At 39.1% G+C, this 26,104-nt stretch carries 27 protein-coding genes; 20 read left to right on the forward strand and 7 right to left on the reverse strand.

What is annotated here, in order from left to right; translation table 11 throughout:
• The first annotated feature begins 10 nt into the window (after nucleotides 1-10).
• Nucleotides 11-220, forward strand: a complete 210-nt coding sequence (locus WA1_RS61605) for a DUF6575 domain-containing protein (protein WP_017745506.1) — start codon at nucleotides 11-13, stop codon at nucleotides 218-220.
• 227 nt (nucleotides 221-447) lie between these two features.
• Nucleotides 448-1,398, forward strand: a complete 951-nt coding sequence (locus WA1_RS08445) for an AAA family ATPase (protein WP_017745505.1) — start codon at nucleotides 448-450, stop codon at nucleotides 1,396-1,398.
• A gap of 50 nt (nucleotides 1,399-1,448) precedes the next feature.
• Here WA1_RS08445 and WA1_RS08450 read toward each other — a convergent pair whose 3' ends face one another.
• Entirely contained in the window at nucleotides 1,449-1,868 is a 420-nt protein-coding gene (locus WA1_RS08450) for a type II toxin-antitoxin system VapC family toxin (RefSeq protein WP_272819102.1), read from the reverse strand.
• Nucleotides 1,865-2,170 carry a hypothetical protein gene (locus WA1_RS08455; RefSeq protein WP_017745503.1) on the reverse strand — a complete coding sequence of 102 codons (306 nt, stop codon included), beginning with the start codon at nucleotides 2,168-2,170 and terminating at the stop codon, nucleotides 1,865-1,867. Before WA1_RS08455 ends, WA1_RS08450 begins: the two co-directional genes overlap by 4 nt.
• Before the next feature lie 124 nt (nucleotides 2,171-2,294).
• Between WA1_RS08455 and WA1_RS08460 the strand changes: the two genes are divergently transcribed.
• The 4 genes from WA1_RS08460 to WA1_RS08475 all read left to right on the forward strand — a co-directional run bounded on the left by WA1_RS08460 (nucleotide 2,295) and on the right by WA1_RS08475 (nucleotide 6,098).
• Nucleotides 2,295-3,161, forward strand: a complete 867-nt coding sequence (locus WA1_RS08460; RefSeq protein ID WP_017745502.1) for a hypothetical protein — start codon at nucleotides 2,295-2,297, stop codon at nucleotides 3,159-3,161.
• Nucleotides 3,162-3,340: 179 nt separating this feature from the next.
• Complete coding sequence (locus WA1_RS08465; protein ID WP_017745501.1) at nucleotides 3,341-4,666, forward strand: DUF58 domain-containing protein; 1,326 nt, start codon at nucleotides 3,341-3,343, stop codon at nucleotides 4,664-4,666.
• Nucleotides 4,667-4,788: 122 nt separating this feature from the next.
• Nucleotides 4,789-5,130: a hypothetical protein gene (locus WA1_RS08470; protein WP_017745500.1), complete on the forward strand. Its 342-nt coding sequence runs from the start codon at nucleotides 4,789-4,791 to the stop codon at nucleotides 5,128-5,130.
• 95 nt (nucleotides 5,131-5,225) lie between these two features.
• Nucleotides 5,226-6,098, forward strand: coding sequence for a hypothetical protein (locus WA1_RS08475; protein WP_017745499.1), 873 nt, complete (start codon nucleotides 5,226-5,228; stop codon nucleotides 6,096-6,098).
• Between the two features lie 207 nt (nucleotides 6,099-6,305).
• Here the strand turns inward: WA1_RS08475 and WA1_RS08480 are convergent, their stop codons facing one another.
• Nucleotides 6,306-7,265: a stage II sporulation protein M gene (locus tag WA1_RS08480; RefSeq protein ID WP_017745498.1), complete on the reverse strand. Its 960-nt coding sequence runs from the start codon at nucleotides 7,263-7,265 to the stop codon at nucleotides 6,306-6,308.
• A gap of 80 nt (nucleotides 7,266-7,345) precedes the next feature.
• Here WA1_RS08480 and WA1_RS08485 point away from each other — a divergent pair, with 80 nt between their 5' ends.
• From WA1_RS08485 to WA1_RS08535, 11 genes are all read left to right on the forward strand, one after another.
• Nucleotides 7,346-8,209 carry a DUF7847 domain-containing protein gene (locus WA1_RS08485; RefSeq protein WP_017745497.1) on the forward strand — a complete coding sequence of 288 codons (864 nt, stop codon included), beginning with the start codon at nucleotides 7,346-7,348 and terminating at the stop codon, nucleotides 8,207-8,209.
• A gap of 52 nt (nucleotides 8,210-8,261) precedes the next feature.
• The gene (locus WA1_RS08490) at nucleotides 8,262-9,044 is read left to right on the forward strand and encodes an RDD family protein (RefSeq protein ID WP_017745496.1); all 783 of its coding nucleotides are present in this window, start codon (nucleotides 8,262-8,264) and stop codon (nucleotides 9,042-9,044) included.
• Nucleotides 9,045-9,274: 230 nt separating this feature from the next.
• Nucleotides 9,275-10,942, forward strand: a complete 1,668-nt coding sequence (locus WA1_RS08495) for an AAA family ATPase (RefSeq protein ID WP_017745495.1) — start codon at nucleotides 9,275-9,277, stop codon at nucleotides 10,940-10,942.
• Between the two features lie 30 nt (nucleotides 10,943-10,972).
• On the forward strand, nucleotides 10,973-12,127 hold the full coding sequence (locus WA1_RS08500) for a hypothetical protein (protein WP_017745494.1): 1,155 nt from the start codon (nucleotides 10,973-10,975) through the stop codon (nucleotides 12,125-12,127).
• Nucleotides 12,128-12,129: 2 nt separating this feature from the next.
• Nucleotides 12,130-12,693, forward strand: coding sequence for a 4Fe-4S single cluster domain-containing protein (locus WA1_RS08505; protein ID WP_017745493.1), 564 nt, complete (start codon nucleotides 12,130-12,132; stop codon nucleotides 12,691-12,693).
• A gap of 26 nt (nucleotides 12,694-12,719) precedes the next feature.
• The gene (locus WA1_RS08510) at nucleotides 12,720-13,523 is read left to right on the forward strand and encodes a hypothetical protein (RefSeq protein WP_017745492.1); all 804 of its coding nucleotides are present in this window, start codon (nucleotides 12,720-12,722) and stop codon (nucleotides 13,521-13,523) included.
• Nucleotides 13,524-13,525: 2 nt separating this feature from the next.
• Nucleotides 13,526-14,407 carry a TRAFAC clade GTPase domain-containing protein gene (locus WA1_RS08515; protein ID WP_051077075.1) on the forward strand — a complete coding sequence of 294 codons (882 nt, stop codon included), beginning with the start codon at nucleotides 13,526-13,528 and terminating at the stop codon, nucleotides 14,405-14,407.
• Complete coding sequence (locus tag WA1_RS08520) at nucleotides 14,394-15,272, forward strand: hypothetical protein (protein ID WP_017745490.1); 879 nt, start codon at nucleotides 14,394-14,396, stop codon at nucleotides 15,270-15,272. The genes WA1_RS08515 and WA1_RS08520 overlap by 14 nt, the downstream gene beginning before the upstream one ends.
• Nucleotides 15,273-15,291: 19 nt before the next feature.
• On the forward strand, nucleotides 15,292-17,655 hold the full coding sequence (locus tag WA1_RS08525; protein ID WP_017745489.1) for a hypothetical protein: 2,364 nt from the start codon (nucleotides 15,292-15,294) through the stop codon (nucleotides 17,653-17,655).
• 3 nt (nucleotides 17,656-17,658) lie between these two features.
• On the forward strand, nucleotides 17,659-18,753 hold the full coding sequence (locus WA1_RS08530) for a hypothetical protein (RefSeq protein ID WP_017745488.1): 1,095 nt from the start codon (nucleotides 17,659-17,661) through the stop codon (nucleotides 18,751-18,753).
• Nucleotides 18,698-20,224, forward strand: coding sequence for a vWA domain-containing protein (locus tag WA1_RS08535; RefSeq protein WP_017745487.1), 1,527 nt, complete (start codon nucleotides 18,698-18,700; stop codon nucleotides 20,222-20,224). Before WA1_RS08530 ends, WA1_RS08535 begins: the two co-directional genes overlap by 56 nt.
• Nucleotides 20,225-20,268: 44 nt before the next feature.
• Here WA1_RS08535 and WA1_RS08540 read toward each other — a convergent pair whose 3' ends face one another.
• On the reverse strand, nucleotides 20,269-20,715 hold the full coding sequence (locus WA1_RS08540; RefSeq protein ID WP_148662655.1) for a hypothetical protein: 447 nt from the start codon (nucleotides 20,713-20,715) through the stop codon (nucleotides 20,269-20,271).
• A gap of 101 nt (nucleotides 20,716-20,816) precedes the next feature.
• On the opposite strand from WA1_RS08540, the gene WA1_RS08545 reads away from it, so the two are divergent.
• Entirely contained in the window at nucleotides 20,817-21,365 is a 549-nt protein-coding gene (locus WA1_RS08545; protein WP_017745485.1) for a hypothetical protein, read from the forward strand.
• Between the two features lie 49 nt (nucleotides 21,366-21,414).
• On the opposite strand, the gene WA1_RS08550 is transcribed toward WA1_RS08545, so the two are convergent.
• Together WA1_RS08550 and WA1_RS08555 are read right to left on the reverse strand one after the other, a co-directional pair.
• Nucleotides 21,415-22,026: a cobalt-precorrin-8X methylmutase gene (locus WA1_RS08550; protein ID WP_017745484.1), complete on the reverse strand. Its 612-nt coding sequence runs from the start codon at nucleotides 22,024-22,026 to the stop codon at nucleotides 21,415-21,417.
• Nucleotides 22,027-22,123: 97 nt separating this feature from the next.
• A complete protein-coding gene (locus tag WA1_RS08555; protein WP_081402863.1) occupies nucleotides 22,124-22,921 on the reverse strand; it encodes a DUF1868 domain-containing protein in 798 nt (265 codons plus the stop codon).
• A 92-nt stretch (nucleotides 22,922-23,013) separates the two neighbouring features.
• Here WA1_RS08555 and holA point away from each other — a divergent pair, with 92 nt between their 5' ends.
• Together holA and WA1_RS08565 are read left to right on the forward strand one after the other, a co-directional pair.
• On the forward strand, nucleotides 23,014-24,000 hold the full coding sequence (gene holA / locus WA1_RS08560) for a DNA polymerase III subunit delta (RefSeq protein WP_017745482.1): 987 nt from the start codon (nucleotides 23,014-23,016) through the stop codon (nucleotides 23,998-24,000).
• Nucleotides 24,001-24,112: 112 nt separating this feature from the next.
• On the forward strand, nucleotides 24,113-24,589 hold the full coding sequence (locus tag WA1_RS08565; RefSeq protein ID WP_026134890.1) for a DUF4168 domain-containing protein: 477 nt from the start codon (nucleotides 24,113-24,115) through the stop codon (nucleotides 24,587-24,589).
• A 529-nt stretch (nucleotides 24,590-25,118) separates the two neighbouring features.
• Here WA1_RS08565 and WA1_RS08570 read toward each other — a convergent pair.
• Nucleotides 25,119-25,724, reverse strand: a complete 606-nt coding sequence (locus WA1_RS08570; RefSeq protein WP_017745480.1) for a helix-turn-helix transcriptional regulator — start codon at nucleotides 25,722-25,724, stop codon at nucleotides 25,119-25,121.
• Nucleotides 25,725-26,104: the final 380 nt, after the last annotated feature.

The raw sequence follows: 26,104 nt of genomic DNA on the forward strand, positions 1-26,104 counted from the left end.
TCAAATCAGTTTGGGTAACTTTTCACCATTTAAGGGACTTCCAAATAAAAAAAAAGGTACGGTCGAACTTAGAGATGTATTTATCAACTCTGAAGATTTTTTTGTATATCAAATAGAAATAGTACACGAAGATAACTCTAAAATTGATATTAGGACTATTTATTGCGATGAGATAGTGGATGAATACTTACCAGACACTGGTCAGATAATTCAATATTGATTTGTGACAATTGACTGTACCTAGATCCCCGACTTCTCCAAGAACTCGGGGATCTAACTTTTCATTAATGATTGAGGACTGCTATATAACTATAGAGTAGCCAAAGAGTAGCCAATTAACCTACTCCTAACATATAACAAAAATCGGTATGCTTATGTGAGATAAGCATTGTGTCAGTTCTTTACGAACAGATAATTCTTCTATTTTGTTTAATTTTGTATCAATAAATGAATTCAACCAATCCTGTATTAAATCGCCTTAACCACGAACTGAATCAAGTTGTTGTCGGTCAATCTACCCTAATAGAGCAGTTATTGGTGGCACTGCTAGCAGGTGGACACGTTATTTTGGAAGGAGTACCGGGAACTGGGAAAACTCTTTTGGTCAAAGTCTTGGCACAGTTCATTCAAGCTGAATTCCGCCGCGTTCAGCTGACGCCCGATGTCTTACCTTCTGATATCACTGGTACAAATATTTTTGATTTAACAACCCGCAGTTTCAGTTTAAAAAAGGGACCAGTGTTTACTGAAATATTGCTTGCAGACGAAATCAACCGTACTCCTCCCAAAACGCAAGCAGCACTGTTGGAAGCAATGGAAGAGATGCAGGTTACGCTAGATGGTGAAAGTTTACCTTTGCCAGATTTATTTTGGACGATCGCAACGCAAAACCCCCTAGAGTTTGAAGGGACGTATCCATTACCAGAAGCCCAGTTGGATAGGTTTTTATTTAAACTGGTGGTCGATTACCCAGATCAAGCTGCAGAAAAGCAGATGTTACTCAATCGTCAAGCAGGATTTGCCGCACGACGAATGGATATTTCTCGCTTGCAACCAGTTGCAACTGTAGAGCAAATTTTGGAAGCACGACAAGCTGTTAGAGAAGTCAAAGTTTCTGAGGTGACCATTGATTATCTTTTAGCCTTGGTAAGATCGTCGCGACAATATCCCGATCTCACATTAGGTGCATCACCTCGTGCGGCGGGTGCTTGGCTACAAACATCCCAAGCAGCTGCATATTTGGCAGGAAAAGATTTTGTCACACCTGATGATGTAAAATCTGTTGCACCTCCTTTGTTGCGCCATCGTTTTATTCTTAAACCAGAAGCAATGCTAGATGGGGTACAAATTGATGCAGTTATTTCTTCAATTTTGAATAAGGTTCCAGTTCCAAGGTAAACAGTAATACCTGCGTTTTTCTGTTAATCATAACCTATAGATTAGCAAAACTAAATTGACCAATCTTGAATGGTTAATCCCGGAACTTTCTCAAAATCTTGTAGGTTTCTTGTTAAAAGAATACCGTTATGAGCTAGTGCGATCGATGCGATGCGTAAATCTTGAGTACCGATGCGAATCCGTTGCGCTCTAAGCGCTTGGTAAATCTCATAAGATTTTGCATCATACTGAAGAATATTAAATTCAGACAGTAGCATAACCGTTTCTACAAGTCGTTGGTAAGCACTGGACTGTGTAGCTCCATCCTTGGCTTCAGCAACTTGAGCCAAACGACCCCTTAACTGTTCTTCAACATTGATTGCAGTCGTAGTTAGTCGTACCTGAGCAGCCAAGAGTCTTGCGATAACTGTTGGGTGATTCCGTCCGTAGAGACTAAGATGATCCGTGTCTAAAATATAAATTGTCATCATTCATCTACTGCATTGGACTCCTTACGGATGACGGCTAGTTTCTCCATAAAATCATCAAATGTTGGATCGTCAGCAAATATTCCCGCGTACCTCATTTGCGGTTTATCTTCATGTGCTTGCTCTTGTGAATTTACTTCGATGGTCACAAACTTACCCGTTGCTAACTTTGCTTCTAGAGAGGATTTCACTTTGAAAATTGCTTCTTCTTCCGTGCTAGCCTCAACAGTTAAATTTGGTATCCCAACAACAGATGCTACAAAATGCTCTTCGGATTGATTCTGAATAAAAACTTGATACTGCATGATAGCTGTTTATTTTAAATATAGTACATGGAGACGAAAATATTCCATCCACACCAGCTACAACATCCACAAGACTATTCTATTCTACTATCACAAACTTAATCATTACTAACTGTGCTTCTAGATGATAGAAAAAACATTTTATTCTCGTTATTTAATCGGCGATCGCGAAAGTGTTTGGTCTGAACTTCAAGAATTAGGTGAAATTATTGAGCCGTCTGTGAGGACTGATGCTCTAGCTGTTGCACGTGAGACGATGAGGCGTGTTAAACTGAATTTAGAGATAATAACACCTCGGCTCAGGAAATTAGGTTTTGAATTTTCAGATTCAGAACGGGTATTTGTTCCAGTTCACTCCCGTAGCTTACAACTATTAGATGATTTTGAACAAAGCTGGGGAACACTACCATTTTCGGTTCGTGCTTGGTATGAATGTGTTCACTCAATCAATCTGTTTGCGTCACAACCTATATCAAAAGATTTAATTGAGTCTCTTGACACAAATTTGATATCGGTCAGCTTTTCCAATTGCTTAAGTAAGTCTGTTCGTTTAGATGATGAACTACGTTGGTATATGCAAGGAATTACCTTTTTGAGTTTAGAAGAAAGCTTGACAGAAGTTTTAGAATCAAAGGAACAGTTTAAGCAAGATTGGAGAGAAGGAAAGGTAGATGACTGGACTCGCAACTATTACCTTCAAAACAAAATAGACCCAGAGGTTTTGACTGTAGAATTCTTACCAGTTGGTATGACTATGAGTAATTGTGAGCCAATGAAGTTTGAGGTTGGTATGGCTAAAGCAGACTGTACTATATCTGACGATGGTAATGAAATTAAATTTGTTGATTTCCTTAGAGAACGCTTACTTTTTGGAGAATTTCTACACGGACACTGTTCCAAGAATCAACAATATGATTACCTATATATTGGAAAAATGCCTAATCACCTTCAGATAACTTCTGAAATTTTGGAAGGTCTATTATTATTTTAGTTGAGTCTAGCAAAAATTAGATTTACATAACTTAACATAAATTAGAGACGAAAGCAGATACCAGACGAGGAGTCCGAAGACAACTACATTTTCTGTGAGTCCGCGTAGGCGGACTTTGCCTGTATAGTAGTGAATTATATTCGCCAAAACTTTTCGGAAATATTCTAAACTAAGCATTTATGATTCCCTCAAAACAAGTCTATTTCTTATTAATATTAGGAATTTTGCTTGCACCAACGATCGCCATCTTTCTTGGCATTCCACACAGCATCTTGTTGACTTTGCTGTTTGATTTTGCGGTGCTAGTGTTGATGCTTGTCGATGGTTTGCAAGTACGACGCCATCGAGTGCAGGTAACGCGGGAGTTACCATCAAGATTGTCTATTGGGCGGGATAACCCAGTTTTACTCAAAGTCAGATCGGGAAAAGCCACAGCAACTCTTCAAATCCGCGACTTCTACCCAACTGAATTTGGGGTGTCTGTACCACTCCTAAATACCACCGTCCCCAGTAACAACACTCAAGAACTCACTTATACGGTTCACCCAAGTCAACGTGGAGAGTTTCCTTGGGGTGATATCCAAGTTAGACAACTCGGTGCTTGGGGTTTAGCTTGGGATAATAGAAAGATTCTTCACAGTTTGAAAGTTAAAGTTTATCCCGATTTGGTGGGGTTGCGATCGCTTTCCATTCGCCTGACACTACAATCTTCTGGAGTCAACCGTCAATCCCGCCAACTAGGTATTGGTACTGAGTTTGCCGAACTGCGTAACTACCGGATGGGTGACGATCTGCGATTTATTGATTGGAAAGCCACAGCCCGTCGCGTAGGGACTCATGGCAATACACCGCCTCTAGTTAGGGTTTTGGAACCAGAACAAGAACAAACTTTGCTTATTCTGCTTGACCGAGGACGGTTAATGACTGCACGAGTACAAGGTTTACAAAGATTTGACTGGGGTTTGAATGCGACTTTATCCCTAGCTTTAGCAGGATTGCAGCGAGGCGATCGTGTTGGTGTAGGGGTATTTGACCGTCAAATGCATTTGTGGATACCCTCAGAAAGGGGTCAACATCACTTGAGCCATCTTATAGATCGCCTCACTCCCATTCAACCCGTATTACTAGAATCTGATTATGTAGGCGCAGTCACGAGTGTTGTGCAGCAGCAATCTCGGCGTTGTCTTGTGGTTGTCATTACCGATTTAGTTGATGTGACTGCTTCTGTAGAACTCCTTGCAGCACTCACCAGACTAGCACCCCGCTATCTACCCTTCTGTGTCACCCTGCGCGATCCTCTTGTTGACCGCATAGCACATACACCAGAAAGTGAGGTCACGGCTGCTTATACCCGTGCTGTCGCCCTAGATTTATTAGCACAACGACAAGTCGCATTTGCCCAGCTTAAACAAAAAGGGGTCTTGGTACTTGATGCGCCTGCAAGTCAAATAAGTAACCAATTAGTTGATAGATATTTAGGACTCAAAGCACGCAATTTACTGTGATTTTACATTCATAAAGTTTACGTGTGCTCTCAGTATTCTTTCCGAAACGGCAGAAAGTCCCAGTGTAGATACAGATAGATTGAATTTAATAAACCGCACTGAATTATCTACACTGGAATCCTATGAAAAACCTTCTAGCAGAACAAACCAAATTCAACACCTGCAACTTAGTGAAGTTAGGCTTGATTTCGTTGGCGCTATCTCTTTCACTAGGAACAAATACTCAAGCACGTGCTGGAGAAGTTGAAGTTCTGTCAGTTCCACCCCAAGAAGCATTTTTTATAGAAGAGAAGACAGCAATAACTCCAGGTAATGATAACACTGCTTCACAAGGTGTCACCACCTCTACTGATGAAATAACATTGCCAAGTAAGCCCCACAAAGAGGAAAATTTGCAGAGTATTGGAAATACAACCAATTCCGTACTTGTAGTTCCTCAAGCTTCAAGTCAAGTACAGATGTAGAATTTATACGTAGTCAAGAATGACTTGGCGATACCAGTCGCGAGGATTTGCTGCAACGGTTATGATGAATTATTGGTTGTTTGAATTTTAATTGAATGCAGCAGCTTAGTATCGGCAATGTTGTCAACCTTGGTTTTTACTTATACCGCCTCCACTTAAAATTGTATTTAAAATTAGCATTCACTGCACATTTATGGTTGTTAGTTCCTATTTACGGTTGGGCTAAATTTTATGCGATCGCTGGTCTAATATCTCGTTTAGCTTTTCAAAATTTAATTGGTCATCCAGAAACCATTCAATCTGCAAAAATTCAAGTAAATCGTAACTTTTGGAAATTTTTATTAACAGCTATACTCGTTACTTTGTCAGTCTTTATACTGTTTTTCATATTTTACATATTATCTTCTCTAATTGCTGGAAGCCTGTTTTTAATTATTTCTTTTGTCATAGGCTCTTCGCCAACATTGTTTTCTAATAATCCGTTTATTAGTTTTTTCTTTATCATAATTATAGTACCAACAATTGCAGCTATATACATTAGTCCCTTTTGGTTTTATACTTACTTTTTTGTTACCGATATACCTTTAATTTTAGATAAGATAAACCCCTTTCAAACCATTAGTAAAAGCTGGAAGCTTACCAGAGGTCACATCAGACGCATTTTAGGAATTATTTTGATTTCTGGATTGATAACATTCCCTATACTTACGTTATCTTGGTTTGTTTGTAGTTTATTTATAGGCGGAGTTTTAGGGATATTCTTTCAGTCTTTCTTAGATAACCCTGACAATGATTCACTTTTAGGTGTGTTAGTTTTTTTTGTATTAAATACAGTGACAGGAATCTTGACAATGCCTTTTTGGCAGTCCGTCAAAGCTGTTGTTTACTACGATATTCGTTGTCGGAAAGAAGGGTTAGATTTGAAGATTATGAGCTGCTCGGTTAGAAAGATTGGTAGGTTGGGTTGAGGCTTTGCGAAACCCAACATTTTGCAGAGTTTGTTGGGTTTCTGCTCGGTTAGAAAGATTGGTAGGTTGGGTTGAGGCTTTGCGAAACCCAACATTTTGCAGAGTTGAGGAACGAAACCCAACATTTTGCAGAGTTTGTTGGGTTTCGTTCCTCAACCCAACCTACATATTGTTATTGTTTCATCTGACTACAAGCAATTCTCCCCATTATAAACCCTTTTGCTGACGGCTGAAATAGACTACTAAACCAATAAATAATCCCATTCCTACAACATACTTAAATGGATCTGGCACAGAGGGATTGGGAGAGAAAAATCCTTCAATGATACCAGCAACAACTAACATTGGTACAATACCAAAAACTAACTGTACTGCTTTAGAACCATAAAACTTGAGAGCATCCACGCGGCGATATTTACCGGGAAATAAAATGGCTCTTCCTATTAAAAAACCTGCCCCACCTGCTAAAAAGATTGCAGGTAACTCTAAAGATCCATGGGGCAAAACAAAAGCCCAAAATGGATATGCCAGATTATTTTGTCCCACAAGCGTAGCAATAGCTCCAATTAACAAGCCATTAAACACCATTAAGTAAGCTGTGTACAATCCAGCTGTCATCCCACCTGTAACAGCACCAAAAGATACCGACAAGTTATTGATCGTAATACCACTTGAAGCTAAAGGTTCAATACCAACTATCGACCCCATCCACAATTTGCGCTCGTCTCGCACCATTTTGATTAATCTCTCTGGGACTACACCAGACATAAAAGTTGGATCTTGCCATGCGTACCACCAAGCTACTAAGGCTCCTAACAAGAATGTCGCGAAAGCTGCAGCAATGTAGGGAAATGTTTGCTGCACCGCCGATGGTAGTCCCCAACGGTAAAATTGCACCACTGCTTGCCATTCCTGACGGCGCGAACCTTGATAAATTTGTGCGTAGCCTCTATTTGTTAAAAAATGTAGATTTTGTAGTATTGTGTTACCTAGCTGCTGAGTGCGGGCGCGTGCCAAATCTGCAGCAACCGAACGGTACAAACTTGCTAATTCTCTAATTTCACTAGATTTCAGCGATTTTAAACCTTTTTTCTCTACTTGGCTTAACAATACGTCGAGACGCTGCCAATTGGGTTCTCGTCGAGCAATCCAACGTTGAATATTCATAAAGTTTGGGAATACTAAGTATTAATTAACCTAAGATAGCCTCAAATTCACTGCTCTACTTGATAAGAGTCTTTAGAATCATGTCCCATAATCCCGGTTCTCCCAGCCCCATTCAGCCTCTCAGTCTTGGTAATGTTGTCAGTGCAGGGCTGAAATTATACAGTTCTCATCTTAAGTCCTATCTTACGCTTGCATCTGTTGCTTATTTATGGATATTTGTACCTGTCTATGGTTGGGCAAAGTGTTCGGCGACTTTGGCTCTAATATCCCGTTTGGCATTTGGTGAATTAGTCAGTCAACCAGAAAGCGTTGAGAGTGGTCGTCGTTTTGTAAATTCCCGGTTGTGGCAGTTTTTAATTATGGGCTTGTTAATGTTTGCCATTGGTATAGGGTTGGCTATAGTTATAATAATACCCTTTGCTATTTTTGCTGGAATTTTAACTGGGATCTTTGTTGCAAGTCAGACAAGTGGTGCAACTGTTAATCCTACGATTGTCTTGACAATTCTGTTGTTAACACTTATTTTACTGCCAGTTTTTATAGTAGCTCTGCTGTGGATACAAGCCCGGTTTTGCCTTGTTGAAATTCCACTAGCCGTTGAAGATAATGTTGATGGGACTTCAACTATTAGCCGTAGTTGGGAATTAACAAAAGGAAATGTGTGGCGAATTGCAGCAATTTTATTTGTCGCCTATTTGATTACCTTTCCTATACAGCTTCCGTTCACTTTTGCCAGTGCTATTATTCAAGGAATAGTAGAGACTTTAGCTCAAGATAACCCAGGCTACGCCATACTCTTATCTTTGTTACGTCTAGTTATTACTTTGGTAGGTGCTGCTTTGGTAGTCCCATTCTGGCAATCAATTAAAGCAGTGATTTACTATGACTTGCGAAGCCGTCGCGAGGGATTAGGCTTAAGAATACGGGAAAACAGTGACCAGTAACCAGTGACCAGTGACCAGTGACCAGTGACCAGTGACCAATGACAAATGACTTATGCATATATTTAATCGTGTAAAATTTCGTACACCAGAAAGTGTAGAACTCGAATTTACTCTCGCTGGTATTGGCAATCGAGCTTGGGCGTTACTGATTGACTATCACGTTCTAGCTGCAATTATGGTGGCGTTAATTATCATATGGACAACAGTTTCTGTTCAATTGAATGAGCTATGGACATCTATTTTTGGTAGCAAAGCTGCTCTTTGGTTGATTGCGATCGCATCCCTCATTGGGTTTACTATTTATGCAGGATACTTTGTGATTTTTGAAACGCTTTGGCAAGGTCAAACTCCTGGTAAACGAGTTGCCAAGATTCGAGTTGTCCGAGATGATGGTAGACCTGTAGGATTGCCACAAACAACATTACGTGCTTTGCTAAGACCGATTGACGAGTTTTTATTTATTGGTGCTTTTCTGATTATGTTTGCTCGACGTGAAAAGCGTCTGGGAGATTTAGCTGCTGGCACAATTGTGATTCAAAATCAAACAGTGACGGCATCAAGAACTTTTACTTTATCAGAACAGGCGAAGCAAGAAGCAGATAAATTGCTACAAATTGCCGATTTATCAGTCATGTTACCAGATGATTTTGCTGTGATTAAAGAATATTTGCACAGACGAGGTGCTATGACTGCAAAAGCAAGGGCTTCAGTCGCTTTGCGGCTTGCTAAAGATGTTCAAGCAATTCTTCACTTAGAGACAATACCAGAAAGTACTTCCCCTGATATTTTATTGGAAGCAATTTATATTGCTTATCAGAATAAGGTTAATGGTTAGTTGTTAGTGGTTAGTTGTTAGTTGTGTGGAACGGATAAGATTTGCCCTCACCCTAGCCCTCTCCCAAAGGGAGAGGGGACAAGAATTCTCGCTCCCTTCTCCCTTTGGGAGAAGGGTTGGGGATGAGGGTATTTCATACTGTTATTCAGCAACTCCGGATTTCTTTATTCTCAGTAGCTTTTGTGCTATCATAGCTAAAAGAGCCAGTTTAAAGATCGGTGTCAAAAGTGATGAGTGCTTACCCTAACCCTCAAGAAGAATGGGATAACATTCCTGCCGATCGCCTCTATGAAAAATGTTTGCTGGAACTCCGGGATCTTTTACGATCGCGGTATTCTTTGATTTTTTTACGTTCGTCTGAAGAAAACCGTGCTGTTCGATGTGCCATTCTAGCTCACGACAAGTGTGTCGATCGGGTCAACCTTAAGGAAGGAAGTCTGTGTCGATGGGATAGCAAAACTGGTTTTCAAAAACGTTTATCAGCTATTCAAGGCTCTGATGAAACACGGTGGGAGCAGTTAGCGAATCCATCGTCTGAGAATACCAGTGCTGTTATTCAAGCTCTCGATACTTTACAGAGACAGTTACAGGAGTGTGCGATCGCAAATCCCGATAAACAGTATACCTATATTCTTCCTGATTGGTCAGCTTTAATCGGCTCTGATGATTGTTCAATAGCACGTAGATTAAAAGAATTACTCCTAGAGATTGAGGATAGGATACCCCGTCCACGCATGACATTGATTGTTATTGGTGCAGACTGGTCGATTCCCACAATTCTTCGTAATAATGTTCATATTCTCGATCTACCTCTACCGACAGGACAGGAGCTTTACGATAAGGTCTTCAGTGTTGCATCACAGAAGTATGAACTTTCAGAAGCAGAAGCAAAACGACTTGCTGAACTCGCCCAAGGTATACCACTACAAGCAGCTATTCAAACAGCTCGGTTAATTAGTACCCGTGTATTGTGGTCAAAACCAGAGGCTACGGGGAAATTGTTGCTAGAAGTTAAGAAGCAGGAAATCAGAAAAACAGGTGTTTTAGAATATTACGCTCCTCAAGGAGAAGGTCTCAAAGGTGTAGGTGGACTAGAAAATGTCAAAGCTTGGATTGAGAGTCGTAAAGTTTGGTTTGAGCAGGATTTAGAACCGGAAATGCGCCCACGGGCTATTTTACTGGAAGGTTTTCCTGGCTGTGGTAAGACGTTCATCGCTAGAGCGATCGCTCAAGAATGGTGTGTCCCACAAATTAACTTTGAAATTTCCCGTCTCCAATCTAAATTTGTGGGTGAGTCGGAAAGTAATACGTTCCAAGCTTTAAGAGCTATCGAAGCCTCTGCTCCTAATATTTTGTTTATGGATGAAATTGACAAGGCTTTTTCTGGTACAGGGACTGACACCTCTGGAGTAAGTACGCGTCAATTTGGGACTTTCTTATCATGGTTGAACGATCATAAATATCCTATATTTTTCATTGCGACCTCAAATGACAGAGAAAAGCTTCCTCCTGAACTTTTTCGGGCTGGTCGTTTTGATGAAATATTCATCGTTATGCCACCAAATACTCAAGAACGAATAGAGATAATTCAGAAATGTATTCAAACACATAAACTCTTACCTATTAATCGTTCTGCTTTAGAAGAATTAGTGAGCCGAACATCAGGTTTTTCTGGTGCTGAGTTAGATAAATTAGTTAAAGAAACAAAATATTTGGCAGGTTTTCAAGGTACACCAACTGATAGTCATTGGGAGCAAGCTTTATCAAAAATTAATCCTCAATATCGGACTAGTAATATGCAAAGATTGCTGCAAAAGTATCTAAAACTTTTGGAAGATGGCGGAGGATTGCCAGCTTCATCGATTGAAGAAGGTTTTTTAAATCAACTGATTTTATAAGTCTTTTATATAAATTTGGAAGTTTAGAAAATGAGTGGGACAAAGACATTTGCAGTATCAGGTATTGCACCACTAGCAACACAAGCAGTCGCAACGGGAGTGTCTGTAGCAGGCTCTGTTGTTGCATCAGGTGTGAGAGCAACAAGAGCAGCGGTCGTTATGGCTGCTAAATCCGCTCAAGCATATCAAGAAAGAATTCGCAGAGAAAGAGAACAAGCCTTACAGCAAGAAGAAGAAATCCAACGCCAAATTGTTGAGGCTCGACGTTCTTATCCTAGGAAAAAGACGATAGTGAAATTACCTGAGACAGTTTCTCAGCCAAGATTTACAAATGTGCTTGTCAACAACGATGCAGAGTTAAAATCCAGAGATTTACAAATCAAAATTCGCGAACAAAAATCTCGTTTGCCAAGAATTCGGGAAGAGTATCAAAGCTTGATAGAGCGGGAGTTACTAGATGAGTTAACAGTGTCACAAGCTCTAAAAACTGTTGACCAAGCACTTGATTCTGGAGATGTTACAGCAGCAGAAGTTCATCTACAAGCACTGGATAACGCTCGGATAGAAGCATTTGAGCACTTGCGATCGCAACAGCAATCTGAAACCCAATATGCTCAAGCAAGACTGGATAACATAAAAGACCGTTTGCCAAAAATGCTCCTTCAAGAATTAGAAGCTGAGATTGAGCAAATACATAAGAGCGATCGCCCATTGAGTGAACCAGATTTGCTAGCAATTCATCAACAAATTACCACAGCAGAAGTGCAGGCGAATAGAGTTTGGGAAGCAGCAGAAAATATAGTGAAAGCATGGCAAACTCCTACAGTTGACTACAAATCTCAAATTATAGGCATTGATGATGGTGACGTTATTGTAGAAATTGAAACTCATAAAAATCCGGAAACAGGAGAAAAAGTTAACACAGTGATGCGAGTCCAATTTGACGGACAGCAAATCGATTTATTTGGACCTCGTGAAGAGACTTCTCACTGCGCTGCTAGAACCGGACAAGCACTGCAAATCTTTCAAGAGCAAGGATATTACTTAGAGTGGGATAGTTTAGACGGTCAACCTGTCCCAGAAGAATATAAACAGGTATATTCAGCGCAGGAAGTAGCCACTTTAAAAGTTGAGCCACAAGTACAAGAGTCCCCCAAACGTCGGTTAGAAACTGAAAGCTATTAACAATGACAAAAGAGTATTTATTAAACTTAGCTTCGTGGCTACCCCGTTCTTGTGCTAACGGTCCTGGAACGAGAATGGTGTTATGGGTACAGGGTTGTCCATTTCGATGCTCTGGTTGTCAAAATCCAGACTTTCTGGAATTTCGCATGAATCAGGTTGTAAGTGTAGATTTTGTATGGCAAGTTTTTCAACAACTACCGGATTTAGCTGGTATTTCCTTCTCTGGTGGTGAACCGTTCGCGCAAGCAGTCGCTTTAGCTGAATTAGCGAGTCTTGTTCAATCTGCTGGTAAAACAGTAGTTTGTTGGACGGGATACCGCTTGGAACAATTACACTCAGGTCAGGTAAAAGGAGGCGATCGTCTATTACAGCACGTCGATTTATTAATCGATGGTCTTTTTCAACAACAACAATCCAGTGATGATGTGTTGCGGGGTTCACGCAATCAACAGCTACACTTTTTATCTGGACGAATTATACAAGCAGATCTAAAAGATATTCCCCGTCAGGAATGGATCGTTAATGATACACTCCTGACTTATACAGGGTTTCCAATTCAGGGGTAGGGAGTAGAGCCAGAAGGTACAATTTCATGAGCGTAATTGTCATTGGTGATAAAGCAGTTGGTAAGAGCAGCATGATCTTGGGCTTATGCGAATCATCTTCCCAAGAGAGGTATGTTGTTGTTGATGAGGATGATTGCAGCAGACTTAGAGAGCAACTGAGTCCCTATGGAACAGTACTTCCCACAGAATATCCTATCAATTTGCATTCACTCTCTTTATATTTAAGACTACCAAGACCTAAAGACATTACAGTCGATCTCATCGATACTCGTGGGGAATTGTGGGGAGATATAAAAGCCACAGAGAGTCCCCAGAATAAATTTCCGAGCGCTTACCAAGATTTTATGCAAAAGATTGGGAAGGCTCGTTACATTATTTTAGTTCTACATCCGTATCAAGAGTTAGTCAGAGACGAGTATTTGAAATCCGAACATAATCCGCTTGATAAAGTTAATAAAGAAGAGGATTTGTATCCCCGTGATGTCTGGGTCAAAAATCTCAGAAGAAATCTAGAAACTCTGAAAAATAATTGTCGTTCGGTCAAGCATTTTTTCATTTGTCTTCACAAAGCTGACCTTTTTTGTAACTATAGAGAGGAGAGTGCAAGATGGAAATATAATCCCTCCGGTAGTAATGATTTTAGCACTTATTTAGATCGCATTATGAATCGCTATTTTGGTGTTGCTAAAGATGTCATTCGAGAATTTAATGCTAGCCAAGGTGGTACTTCAAAGTTAAGTTTTTTTATCACTACCAAGAAAGCTCGAAACTTACTAGAAATTCCTTGGTTGAGCTTGGGAACATATCTGAGTTTAGATGAAGAGAGATAGAGATGATACCGACAACCAAATCTATATATTTAGAAATGTGTATCATGGGACCGAGAGCTTCAGGTAAAACAACTTACTTGGCTTCCTTGCTGGCTCCTGGATTAAAGAAGCAGGAAGGAAATACTATTAGAGCCGGGGGATTGAAGATAGATAAACTGAAAGAGATAATTGAACACTTTCTTCAACAAAAACAAGCAACTCCTGCAACGGAGTTAAACGCAGAATACGATTATCGGTTTGATATTACTATTAAAAATGCTAAACGCTTTCGTCAAGCTAACAAGATAGAACTCAGTGCAAAGGATCTTTCTGGAGAACGTTTTCAACGGATTTCTAATGCCTTTATAAATCCCGAATCAAAATCTGCCAAAGAGCAGAAAGAACTTGAACAGGATGTTTACGAGTTCCTCTCTCAATGTCTCAGACTCAACCGTTGGATGTTTATGCTGACGGAATGGCAAACTGACAAAGATGAAGATTATTTTAAAGTTTTTGAATGGCTGTGCGATCGCATCGACGAGAACAGCAAGCAAAAGTCCATACAAACCTTGAGAGTTGCTGTTGTCATGTCTAAATGCGAACGAGGTGAAATTTGGGGTGGTCGTCTCGATCCAGAAGCTGACTTATTCAAAATTCGATTACCTAGGACTTATAACTTACTGAAAAGTAGGTTAAAGAAAAAAGTTAATTTTTTTGCTTGTTCAGCCTATGGTATTTTAGGAAAATACGATCCCCGACCCAATCGATTTTATAGTGAAGAAGAGGGAATTGATTTAGAGTGTCGCGCTCGCTTGCGAGATTTTGAGAACTGGAATCCATATGGTGTAATTGAACCAATTTACTGGCTGGGTACAGGAGAAAATTTATACAATGAATTTCTTTAATCTGAACTTCCTCAGCGCAACTCCTCTTAACCTACCAGGTGGTGATATCCGCACGATTGGGACTCGCGATGCAGGGAAAACATCTTACCTTGCAGCACTCTCTACCTGTTTGCAAGCTGAAAGCTACTTAGAAGGACGTGTGTTATCTGTCGATCCCTATGGATATGGAGCCGAACATCTCCAAGCCAATGCTGAAAATGTCTTAAAAAATGGGATTGAAATGCCAGCAAGTGAATACGCTGACTCCTGTAGATTTTCTATCAAGCTGAAACCGAAATTCTTCATGAATCCAATTGCAACAATCTTAAGAAGACCTCTCAGGCTAAACATATCCATAACAGCACCGACTGGAGAATTAATTGAGAATTTGATTGTGGGAAATGCTTCCCAAGATGCTCTTAATGATTGTGCTTCTGTGGTCGGTCTCATGATTATGCTTGATAGCACGACTCCTACACGAGATAGAGATTATGCAAAGGCGATCGCTAACTTACAAAGAGAACTAGGAAATATTCTTGGGTTGCAGAGAAATCGCCGCAGGTTGAAAAGACACAGAATTGCAGTTGTATTTACCAAAGGCGAACAAAATGATGTTTACCGCCATCAGCCTAAAGAGTTTGCCGAACTCAAATTTTCCCACACTTTCACAAATTTAAACAATTGGCGGAAAACTTGGGGTTGTTCAATGAACTTTTTCATGTGTTCTGCATTTGGCTTTATTGGTGATACACTTCAACCTAATTGTAGGCAAGTTAAGGGAAGCAAAGCATATACTTTAAGCAAACCAGAAGCTTGGCGACCCTTTGGTTTAGTTGCTCCCATATACTGGCTGCAAACAGGTAAAGACGATCGTCAGTTGCGATAAGCATAGTAGAGGTTGAATTATGTCTTCCTTAAACATCCGCAATGCAGAAGTTGAAATCTACGAGTTTTCTAGAGGTTTTAGTGAAGTATTAGAAAATGGTTGCTGGATATCTGGTGGTTTTGGAAATGCAATTGACCGTTCTAATTATGACGGAGAAATACCTGCTCCCATTCAACAATATATCAACAACAACCAGAACATCTTTGGAATACCCACTGGTTTTGCACCTCCGAAGAAGGAAGTAGCGCTGATTGCTAGAGTTATAGATGCTCGTTACTGTGTTTTAGCAGTTGCCAATTATCTGGGGAAAGATAATAAAGGAAGAGATGGGATTATTGGATATCGCTATTTTTGGCTAGATAGAAATTCTGAAATTAATCAACACCTAGAATTAGATGGTGTCGGAACTTTACTAAATTGGTGGCTGCAGAATCCTTTTGTCTTTAAGATGAATCCTGACTCGTTCACAGGAGATAAGTTAGTTTGCAATGAATATCTAGAATATTTCTCCAGTCATAATGTTAATTCTAATGACCAACAAAATTATCCTATTTATCCTGTCATTTTAACATTAGCTGAACTTAACAGAGATAACCCACTCCAATTACATACTCAAGCTGCTGAAGAAGCAGAAAAAGCTGGACTTCCTCTTGCATGGGCTTGGAATGTACGCAGGCTAAATTTTCCAGAAATGTATGTTGCTATTTCATGTGAGGATGAAACTGCAAAACAAGCCATTGAGCGCGAATTAGCAAGAAAGATTGTCAACAAGGTAAATCCTTTAGGAACACCTGTACAAAAGGAAATCAGCAAAAGAACGGATAGAGAGCGTTTGACTGGAGACGAAAAGTCAATTGAGATGACACTAGACGAGTTTGTAAGCGATCGCAGTGCATCCAATGAAAGACGTAGTTTAGAAACAGCAAATGCTATTGTCAAAATATTGTGGAGTAATAAAGATTTAGATTGGCAGAAATTTTTTGTTGCAGACAATCAACACGTCAAGCATCTTAGGAAAGATGAAGATCCTCAAACAGAATCGGTGAAATATTATGCTCTTCTACCTATTTTAATTCCAGAGAACATTATTATTTGGTTAAGTTGGCTGCGAGAGAAAAGGAATCAAAAACAGACAAAAATTTCTTTTAAAACACAGAATTTAATCTTGGAATCTTGCACGCCTATACAAAGAGAATTTATTGTTCAGTACATCTATGATGGAATTTCCGTTCTCTTAAATGAATTAGTATATGGGAATCAAAATGCTTACAATCTTTGTAGATGGTTGTTCGTAACTCACAAGGAGAATATTTGGTCTAAATCTTTCAATATGTATGCTGCAAAGATTCTAGAATGTCTAGATAGTACACCTTATAATATATCAGAATTGTTTGACAGACAAGCTACACAAGATTTTTTAATCAAACTGAGAAACAATTTTTTGAGTGAGAAAGTTACTACAAATAAACATAATTTTAGAAATTTAGGAGAACTCTTCTCTCAACGAGTGAAAACTGAACTGAATCCAATTAAAGTTTTTCTCAACCAGTACGACAAGAAACTACTAGATGTTAATTTGTTAGCAGCTGTTTGCTATCACTGTAGTGAAGGCAAAATTCCCTATACTGTTTTCTCAAAACTAAAAACTGAGGATAAAAATAAGATAGATAGAATTTTGAGCGTTGCTTCTCAAGAGGAGATATTAGATGAAAATCATGATGCTTCTTCTCCAAGCAGACAAAATCATCCTACGAGAAGACACAAAACTTTGAAGGGTAAGGGACTGTCAAAAAAACAAGAAATATTCTATAAGCGGAGAAGACAACAAGAGCGTTTTTTACTGGTTATTCTGATATTCAGTGTTCTCATTTTCTTGGTTTTGTTTTTTCCTAAACTATCCAACCACCTATTTCAGTCTTTGCCAAGTTTTTCACGTTTATCTTTGAAAGAAAGTATTGAGAAGTGCGAAAATCTAGATACTAACACCACTCAATCTTCAGAAAACAAAGAAAAATTACAAAGATGTCAAGCAGAACTCAAGAAATTACTCGTTAGAGAAATGGATAAACTCAGTGTACTTCAGAAAAATGAAACACGTGATGCTGAAAAAAATCATCTGAGAGAGAGTCAAACATATATGGACATAAGAGACTTATTTATCAATCGAAGCGTGGCTTTACAACTTAAGACATCAGGAGCAGAGAAGTATGAGGAGCTTGACCAACATATCTTATCTATTATGAATTACTTGAAACAGTCTCTTGACGATAAAAAACCCGATCGGGAAATCTTTCAACCTCTAGAAAACTGTGCAAAAAAAAATCAATCAGAAGAATTTAAAGCTTGTGTAAAAAACTTACCACTCTATGAAAATAAGAGGTAAAATGTGAGACCTGAAAGACTGTTACTATATATATTATCAGGCATTATTGCTGCTTTAATAAGTTGGGATATTGCTCAAATTATTCTAGGACTGGTGCGAAAGATCGGTGATGGAACTTTGCCATTTAGACCAGACTTTATCTTATTACCTTTTTTAGCATTTTTCTTTGCTATTACAATGGTAGCTACAGAGATATTCCTGAGCAATCCTACTAGGTATAGAAATAACTTTCAGACACTACGCAGCTATTTTTTAAAAACCATATTGTGGAGTGCGATCGCAGGTTTATGTGCAGCAATCTCTACTTTTATTCTTTATGAAATGAAAGGCTTAACAGCTGAAAATGTCAAGCGCATTGCTTGGTGTATTATTGGACTATCCACAGGTATATGTGAAGGCTTAAGCTGGCGATCGCGAAGTGCGGAAGGCTTAACCAGTAAAGGAACTAAACGCATTAAGAATACAATTTTGTTTGGTAGTATTGCAGGATTTAGTGCGGCTTTGATTGTGGAAAACTTGTTTCACAACGCCAATTTTCTCAAGCAATATCATGAACCATTTGGGTTCTTAGCTTTCGGTTGTATTTTGGGAGCACTTCTCAGCTTTGCTACATCCCCAACTTACCAAGTAGCCTTACGAGCAGGTGAGGGGCTAGCATCTATCAATCCAAAGGTCTTGGAGGAAGAAGTTAAGAACGGCGCGATCCGCGATTTACCTAAATTAACACCAAGAGGCGCATTTCAATTTGTTGTTGAACCACCAAATGAAGGAGCCAATGCAAAAGAACCGGATGTCATTGAAGAAGGGTTATCTATTCAACTACCAGATGGTAAACCTATTACAATTGGTGGTGGCGATCGCGATGATATCTATCTTCCGCAAATCCCTCCCAAATGTGCAGAAATTATGGTCAAATTTCCCTATGCTAAGATAACTTGCAATAGCACAAACGCCGTTGAAATTTTCCCACAACCAAAAAAGAAATCGCAGACTTCTGAATACACACTTTGGCATAATCAAATTATTACTTTTAAAAGCCCAGATGCTGAAAAAGTTTATCGATTTGTTTTCTACGATCGCTTCCTCGATCCGCAATAACAAGCTAGATCCCCACGTGCGGCGATCGTCACCCCCTACCTCCTACCCCCTACTCCCTATTCTTTACTTCCTACTCCCTATTCCCTACTCCCTATTCCCTACTCCCACACTAGCTGCTAATGGTTCTGTAGAAATTCTCAATAATTACAAAACCGATGGCGATCGCGTGATTTTAAAAGTCAGAGTACTAGACTTAGAAAATCAGCCTGTTTCCGGTCTTAATCGCGAGAATTTTCAAATAAAAACCGTTGACGAGCAGGGAAAAGAAGCGACTTTTCCTGTAGATAAAGTCGTCTCACCAGAACTTTCCCAACCCGATCCTGCCAATATTATTATTTTATTAGATATGAGTGGTAGCATGCAGCAAAGAGATGCTACCAAAGTTAGAAAACTCAATGGAGCGACCAAAGCAATACGAGAGATTTTACAACAACTCAGAAAGGAAAACTTACCTTATCAAATAGCTCTTGTACCCTTTGGCTTTTCGGATTCTAAAAAAACGTGTCCTATTGTATATGATGTCAGCGAAAATATAATTAGAAACAGCTTTCGCGACATCAAAGATATCAATCTAGACAGTCAAATTGATGAACTAGCCAACCAGAATGTATGTGCTGCAACAAATCTTTATCAACCAGTTGAAGAAGCTGTAAAGTTTTTAGGGACTCAGGGAAACTCCCTACAAACTCAAGAAAAAACAGATTCTCGACTAGCAGTCATTTTACTATCTGATGGCTATCATGTGATTGAGCGTTCACGCGAACAGCAGCAGTTTGAGAGTTTAAGAGATGTTTTGCAAAAATATAGTACTAAAGTCACAGTTCACACTCTAGGCTATGGAGAGACTCTACAGCAATTGCGCGATCGCACCAAATGTCGCCTCAAAGATACTGAGTTAACAGTTAATAAAGTCAGCGCTACCTGTAAACTACCCAATCTGACATCTGAAGAATTTATCTTTGAAGCGATGCAATTAATTACAGAAACTGATAATCAGTATGCTTCTCCTTCTACCGATATCAATACATTTATTGTTGACGAGCAAAGACTCAATGATATTGCTAAAGCCACGGGAGGATTATATAAGTTTTCTACGAATTCTCAAGATATAGCAAATAGTTTAATTAACTTCTTTAAAACGCTTCGAGAATATGAAGTGACATATCAACAAAAAGATGCTAAACAAGCAACACAGTATAAAACTATAGTCACAGTTTTTTCTCAAGAAAGAAACTTTGATTTTTCTTCTCTAGAAAAGCTCATTCGACTGAATAACATTGGATTTCAAGCTGAACTTTCTTTGCACGATTATCTTCTTGTGTTAGCAAGCACTTTTGGTTTTGCTATTATATGGTTTCTTATCTTTTGGTGGTGGAGTCGCCAACTGAGATCTGAATCTGAAAGAGTTATCAACAATTACAGTGATTCCCACACTCATGAGGTACAAGAAGAAAGAATTAACCGCAGATAAACGCAGATGGACGCAGATAAATAGGAAACGCTATATTTCAACCCTTAAGAATTACAGTATTTGTTAAAAGATATTAATATTTTTTTCTCTTCTATAATAGATTGTTTTATTTTATCCAGACTATTGTATCCACTTTGAGGGTTAGTCGCTATCTTATTTGGTTTGATAAGATTCGACCCTGCAGAAGTATAGCTGTCATATAAGTTAAAAAACTGATTCTGAAAATTAACTAGTGACTGGTCGTTAAATGTTGATTGATTTATTATTTGATCAGCCGATTTTTCAGTAACTTTGATAAATTGTGATAACGCCTCTTTGTCGAATTTTGAATTCTGCTTCACTGTCTGAGTTTCGTCAACAACAGTTTGCATAACTTGAGTGAATCTTTGGCACTGCGCCTGAGTACTCTCAGTTTGATTACAACTTGCTAGTAAAAAAGTGCTTACCATAACCACTGAAGAGTAGAGATACCGTTTTTGAAGTTTAGACACGGCAGTACTTATAATTCAGACAATTTGTTTTATTGTACACTATAACCAATAGAATTCTCAAGTTATAATAGATAAATTTACACTAGCAAGCAATTAGAAAAATGCCTGAGTACACGCTGATAGTCCGAGACATAATATCAGGCAACAAAGAAGTAGTTGTACACTCTATATTGTTGTCAGGAATATATGAGCAGTATCCAAAAGACTTTTTTGAATCTAAAGTAGAAGGAGTCGCGAATCGAGCCACATTACGTCAGAATTTACAAGAAAAGCTTCACAGATCCGAAATTAGCACTGAAATTTTGGATTACATTATTGCAGAGTGGTGCCAAGGTATCAAAGAGCATTACAAAAGACGTTTTGTTTTACCTTTAGAGTTACCTTACACCCAACCATCTGTTACACAAAATCCTATTGAAGTCAATACCCATCGCGCTTCCACTTACCAAAATGTTACACAATATACAGATGTAACTCAATTACGAACAAACGTTGTTGATGTAAAAAGAGCAGACGGTATTCACTCTGTTACAAACAAGCAAGAGGTGGATAAGCAGAATGATAAGTCCGCAACTCCGTCACAGCCGGTTCAAGAAACAGAGTCGCAAATTAGCTCACGCGCTGCTACAGATAAGTGGAGTTTCGATTAGAAGCACTCACAACTGTACGGGCGCAATGCAAGAGCGCCCCTACCAACCACTAACTATCCCAAGCCAGTGTAATCAAAGCATTGACGATCGCAGCAGCAACTGGAGAACCACCTTTGCGTCCTTCAACTCGAATTTGATGTACGGAAGTCTTTGCTAGTGCTGCTTTTGACTCTAAAACAGAAATAAAGCCCACAGGAGCACCAATAACCAACGCCGGAAGTTGTGCTGAAGGTATTGTCAATTGTTGACAAAGTGCAAGTAAAGCTGTAGGAGCATTGCCAATTGCAAAAATTGCTTCTGGGAATTCTTTATAGCATTGCAACAAACCAGTTTCAGTGCGTGTTTTACCTGGAAGTGGTGTTTGGGCAATTTCCACTGCACTAATTAAAGGATTTCCAAAGGTTTGGGCTACTAATCCTGCAACTCCTTGCTTGACCATACTCACATCAGTCACGATTGGGACACGGCGATGTAGAGCTTGAATTCCTGCTGCGATCGCTTTTTCGGAAAATTGGATGAGGTGCTTGAACTCAAAATCAGCAGTGCTGTGAATAACCCGGCGAATAATAGCGTACTCAGCACTGCTGAAATTATGGTCGCCAATTTCGCTGTCAATGACTGCAAAACTCTGCTCCATAATCGGATGCATGGGCAAATTCATTTTAGAACTTGGTTAGTGGTTAGTGGTTGGTGGTTAGTAGATAGTGGTCACTGGTCACTGGTCACTGGTCACTGCTTAGTAACCACTATCAACTAACTCATCCAAAATTCAATATTGGCCAATCTGGTTCCCGATGATAGCGGGTCATATCGTCAAATTTCCGTAACTCAGCACGGTGTATGAGAAATGTAGGTGCATTTTCGATCCATTGCTGATTGAGGTTATCGAACAGGTCAGCTAAGCGATCGCGGTCTATATTGGGGGAAATTTCCCCGAAGTATCCTAAGGTAACGTGTGCTGTTAAGTGATAGTGTTGTTCAATTCCTAATGGCAAAAGATTGGAGTTTTGATAAATTGTGCGACGAAAGTTAATAATTTGCTCGTAGGAATACTTATCCTGGGGGACTAAACAAATACCTATGGCTCTTGGCATAACTGTTAGCCCTTGCATTTGCCATCGTATCGGTTGAGTCGGGGGTACTATTGATTGCTGGTACTGTTGGAAAATTTCTGCGAAGAGCGATCGCAACTGCTCGTCGAACTTTGGATTCTTTTCACAAGCGTCTCGGTAAGCACTATCCCAAATTAAATCCGCTAATGTCAGATGAAAGCTAGCAGGAGGGATAGGTACAATCAATTCCGAGTTGTTGACAGGTAACTTTAAAAGTTCCTCTTGGTAGTTTTGTAAATATTTGTAGAAATCTGTGTTTTCTGATTCCTCTTCCTGGGGAGGGGTAATGACTGTATAACCGGGAAAAGGTACTGCTTTTCTACCTCCAGTCGGAAACGGCTGAAATTTAGAAGATCCCTGAATATGCTGAATTTGGGTTTTGTAGGCTTCTAACAGCGTCATCCGCGCTACTCTATTTAAGTAAGTTTGATAGTTGTCGTCCAACCTATATGTCCTCGCACTCTCACGCTTATTGATTGTAGGCAACACCAGTCAACTTCACTACGTGATTTAAGAAGTATTTAGCTTTTTTTGATATGCCAATCCATGTTTACTGGGGAGAGGATGATTTTGCCATAGAAAAGGAAGTTTCTCTCCTGCGCGATCGCCTACTCGATCCATTATGGGCTAGTTTTAACTACACTGTACTGTCAACTGATGAAACAGATGCCCCGATCCAAGCGTTAAACCTGGTCATGACACCTCCGTTTGGTGCAGGTGGACGTTTGGTGTGGCTGACAAATAGTACCATTTGCCAGCAATGCCCGGAAAATTTGTTCTCTGAATTGGAGAGAACTTTGCCTGTCATTGTTCCTAACTCCTACTTATTACTAACAAGCAGCAACAAACCTGATGAACGTCTCAAGTCCACCAAACTCCTAAAAAAGTTTGCTGAATTTCGAGAATTTTCTCTGACCCCACCTTGGAAGACGGAAGCCCTCATACAGTCTACCAATCAAGCTGCCCAAACTGTAGGTGTCAAACTGACGGCTTCGGGTGTGGAGATGTTAGTGGAAGCAGTAGGAAATGATACACGCTTACTATACAACGAACTCGAAAAGCTACGGCTTTACGCTGAGGGTAGCAATAAACCTTTAGATACAGACGTTATAGCTCAATTAGTTAGAAATACGACTCAAAGTAGCCTAAAATTAGCAGAGGCAATCAGAACAGGAGATACAGTTCGAGCTTTGATAACTTTGACAGACTTAATTAATGCTTGTGAGCCTCCTTTAAGGATAGTGGCTACCCTCATCGGTCAGTTTCGTACCTGGTTGTGGGTTAAGCTGATGATGGAAAGTGGAGAACGCAATCTACAAGCGATCGCTAAGGCTGCAGAAATAGCCAATTTTAACCGGGTTTATTTTTTGCAGAAAGACGTTAAGTCTATTTCTGTAAAACAACTCATAGCCTGTTTACCCTTACTACTAGATTTGGAAGTCAGCCTCAAACAGGGAAACTCAGAAACATCAGTACTGCAAACTAAAGTTATAGAACTTTGTCAAGTCTGCCAGGGAAAATAACATTAGAAATAAGGGTTTACACATAAGGTGTACCTTTTGTGGAACTTCTCCCTCAGAAAATAATTCAGAGTAAATTAAGATATCCCTGCTGTAGTTGTTTTGTATAAAGCTGATGAATAAAATTCCCTATCGATTACTCCGACTTAATCTAATTCGGATACTCTCCCAGTCTATGTTTGTGGGCATTATTGCCACTACCAGTTTAGTTTCTAGCGTTTGGATCTTAAACTCAAAAGCTTATGCTCAAAATCCACCAACAGTCACTTCTAATGAAGTGACTAGTTACGCCAAAACAATGCTAACGATGGAACCATTGCGCCAACAGGCTTTTGATGAAATCAAAAAGATGATTGGCAGCAAAGATGTTCCTAAAATAGTTTGCAACGATAAAAACAGTTTTAATAGTTTGCCAAACAAAGCTAAAGATATTGCCGTTAATTATTGCCAGCGTTATCAAAAAGTTGTTGAAGATAATGGGCTTACCATTGATAGATTCAACAAAATTACCTTAGAAGTCCAAAATAGTGAGGACTTAAAACGGCAAATATATAATACATTACTCCGCTTACAAAAGAATCCAGAATCCTAATAAATGGAGTTTTTAATAGTTGACATCACAAACTATTAAACCCGACTTTAAGTAGAACATCACAAATAAAGCTAAATAGTCAGCAGGTCAGAGGTAATCGACCACAATAATGGAATTCAAATTTCTTACTCCTACTCCCTACTCCCCACTCCCTACTCCCTATTCTCAACATAGATGTAAAAAGTCAAAAGTCATTTCAGGTTTGACTTTTGACTAAGTATGAAAGATATCCCGTTTCTGTAGTAGACCTCTTGTAAAATAACCCAATGACTAAAATCGTAAAACTACAAAGACAGCAGTTACCTAAATTGCTCGTAGATAAGAACTAAGAACAAGGACGCATTATATGTGTAGATCCAGACTTTAGCCTCAAAGGGTAAGATGATTTTTACAAGGTATCTAGGTTTACACGATAGATGATTATAGTTTGCGAGGGTAGTACCCATAAGGGTACTGTTTGACTTGAACTTTTACTAAAAATACCGTCTATTCCAATTTAATTAACTGGTCACTGGTTACTGGTCACTGGTCACTGGTCACTGTTATGTCGTTTTGCATGAATATTTTTCATATGTTTTTTAACGGTATTAACAGTAATGTAAAGCTGGTGAGCAATCTCTTTGTAGCTTAGTTTAGCCCGGTAAAGATACCAAATTTCAGCTTCTCGTGGTGTTAGGTCGTATTTTTTAATCTCCGTTAGAGCAATGTTTTTTAGAGATTCGTATCTATTTTCAATAGTGACTAAAAAACAAGACTGAAGTAATTTGTCTGCATTTAACCATCTGACACGTACTCGAAAAACAGTGGCTTTATCTAAAGCTATTTCATTAGATAAGACGATAGATTCTTCTGGAAAAAAATTTTTATTTTCTAATAATGATTTACAAAGATTCCAGATAGCAGTTGGTACAAGATCGGAGTGAGAATTGTTTTGGTTTAATTGAGTCAGAATATGATAAGCTGATGTATTAGCATGAATAAGTTCGCCTGTTTTTGTTAAAATCAAAATACCATCTTGTAAACTTTCAATCACTTCTTGCAGAAAAGAAGCTCCTTGTACGTCATAACATTGAGCATCATGTGATTGTTGAGTGTGAACTGCTTTTGTTGTAAATGTCTTTGTTATCGTTATCATATGGGGTGACTCTTCTTGCTCAATACTGTTAATTTAGTAGTTTCATTTAAATTGAGATATGCACCCTGTCTTGAAGAAGGCAGTGGGGAGTAGGGAGTAGGGAGTAGGAGATATTCCTTTTCCATGGCAAGGTGAGTGAGATTTTCCCGTGAATGACTTGTAGTTGTTTACCTTCAAGTCATGACAATAGAAAAATCAAATTACTGTATTAGGTATTACACAGTATATTGCGATTCGAAGTTTTCAAAAATTTATGTAGTTCTTTATGAAGACAATTTTAAATACAAGTTTAAGATCGCCTATTTCGGATATACGTAATTATCGGCGCTCTCAGAGATTAGAAATCGCAGCTATACAAACGCTCGTCCGCCTGCGCAACA

Source organism: Scytonema hofmannii PCC 7110 (assembly GCF_000346485.2).
Taxonomy (GTDB): domain Bacteria; phylum Cyanobacteriota; class Cyanobacteriia; order Cyanobacteriales; family Nostocaceae; genus Scytonema; species Scytonema hofmannii.

Bases quoted from the DNA above. Each gene is read 5' to 3' on its own strand.
- WA1_RS08465 (WP_017745501.1), top strand. From the start codon at position 3,341: ATGATTCCCTCAAAACAAGTCTATTTCTTATTAATATTAGGAATTTTG.
- WA1_RS08570 (WP_017745480.1), bottom strand. From the start codon at position 25,724: ATGATAACGATAACAAAGACATTTACAACAAAAGCAGTTCACACTCAA.
- WA1_RS08545 (WP_017745485.1), top strand. From the start codon at position 20,817: ATGCCTGAGTACACGCTGATAGTCCGAGACATAATATCAGGCAACAAA.
- WA1_RS08445 (WP_017745505.1), top strand. From the start codon at position 448: ATGAATTCAACCAATCCTGTATTAAATCGCCTTAACCACGAACTGAAT.
- WA1_RS08505 (WP_017745493.1), top strand. From the start codon at position 12,130: ATGACAAAAGAGTATTTATTAAACTTAGCTTCGTGGCTACCCCGTTCT.
- WA1_RS08455 (WP_017745503.1), bottom strand. From the start codon at position 2,170: ATGCAGTATCAAGTTTTTATTCAGAATCAATCCGAAGAGCATTTTGTA.
- WA1_RS08520 (WP_017745490.1), top strand. From the start codon at position 14,394: ATGAATTTCTTTAATCTGAACTTCCTCAGCGCAACTCCTCTTAACCTA.
- WA1_RS08550 (WP_017745484.1), bottom strand. From the start codon at position 22,026: ATGAATTTGCCCATGCATCCGATTATGGAGCAGAGTTTTGCAGTCATT.
- WA1_RS08450 (WP_272819102.1), bottom strand. From the start codon at position 1,868: ATGATGACAATTTATATTTTAGACACGGATCATCTTAGTCTCTACGGA.
- holA (WP_017745482.1), top strand. From the start codon at position 23,014: ATGCCAATCCATGTTTACTGGGGAGAGGATGATTTTGCCATAGAAAAG.
- WA1_RS08525 (WP_017745489.1), top strand. From the start codon at position 15,292: ATGTCTTCCTTAAACATCCGCAATGCAGAAGTTGAAATCTACGAGTTT.
- WA1_RS08510 (WP_017745492.1), top strand. From the start codon at position 12,720: ATGAGCGTAATTGTCATTGGTGATAAAGCAGTTGGTAAGAGCAGCATG.
- WA1_RS08480 (WP_017745498.1), bottom strand. From the start codon at position 7,265: ATGAATATTCAACGTTGGATTGCTCGACGAGAACCCAATTGGCAGCGT.
- WA1_RS08470 (WP_017745500.1), top strand. From the start codon at position 4,789: ATGAAAAACCTTCTAGCAGAACAAACCAAATTCAACACCTGCAACTTA.
- WA1_RS08490 (WP_017745496.1), top strand. From the start codon at position 8,262: ATGCATATATTTAATCGTGTAAAATTTCGTACACCAGAAAGTGTAGAA.
- WA1_RS08565 (WP_026134890.1), top strand. From the start codon at position 24,113: ATGAATAAAATTCCCTATCGATTACTCCGACTTAATCTAATTCGGATA.
- WA1_RS08460 (WP_017745502.1), top strand. From the start codon at position 2,295: ATGATAGAAAAAACATTTTATTCTCGTTATTTAATCGGCGATCGCGAA.
- WA1_RS08495 (WP_017745495.1), top strand. From the start codon at position 9,275: ATGAGTGCTTACCCTAACCCTCAAGAAGAATGGGATAACATTCCTGCC.
- WA1_RS08535 (WP_017745487.1), top strand. From the start codon at position 18,698: ATGCTGAAAAAGTTTATCGATTTGTTTTCTACGATCGCTTCCTCGATC.
- WA1_RS08515 (WP_051077075.1), top strand. From the start codon at position 13,526: ATGATACCGACAACCAAATCTATATATTTAGAAATGTGTATCATGGGA.
- WA1_RS08485 (WP_017745497.1), top strand. From the start codon at position 7,346: ATGTCCCATAATCCCGGTTCTCCCAGCCCCATTCAGCCTCTCAGTCTT.
- WA1_RS08500 (WP_017745494.1), top strand. From the start codon at position 10,973: ATGAGTGGGACAAAGACATTTGCAGTATCAGGTATTGCACCACTAGCA.
- WA1_RS08475 (WP_017745499.1), top strand. From the start codon at position 5,226: ATGCAGCAGCTTAGTATCGGCAATGTTGTCAACCTTGGTTTTTACTTA.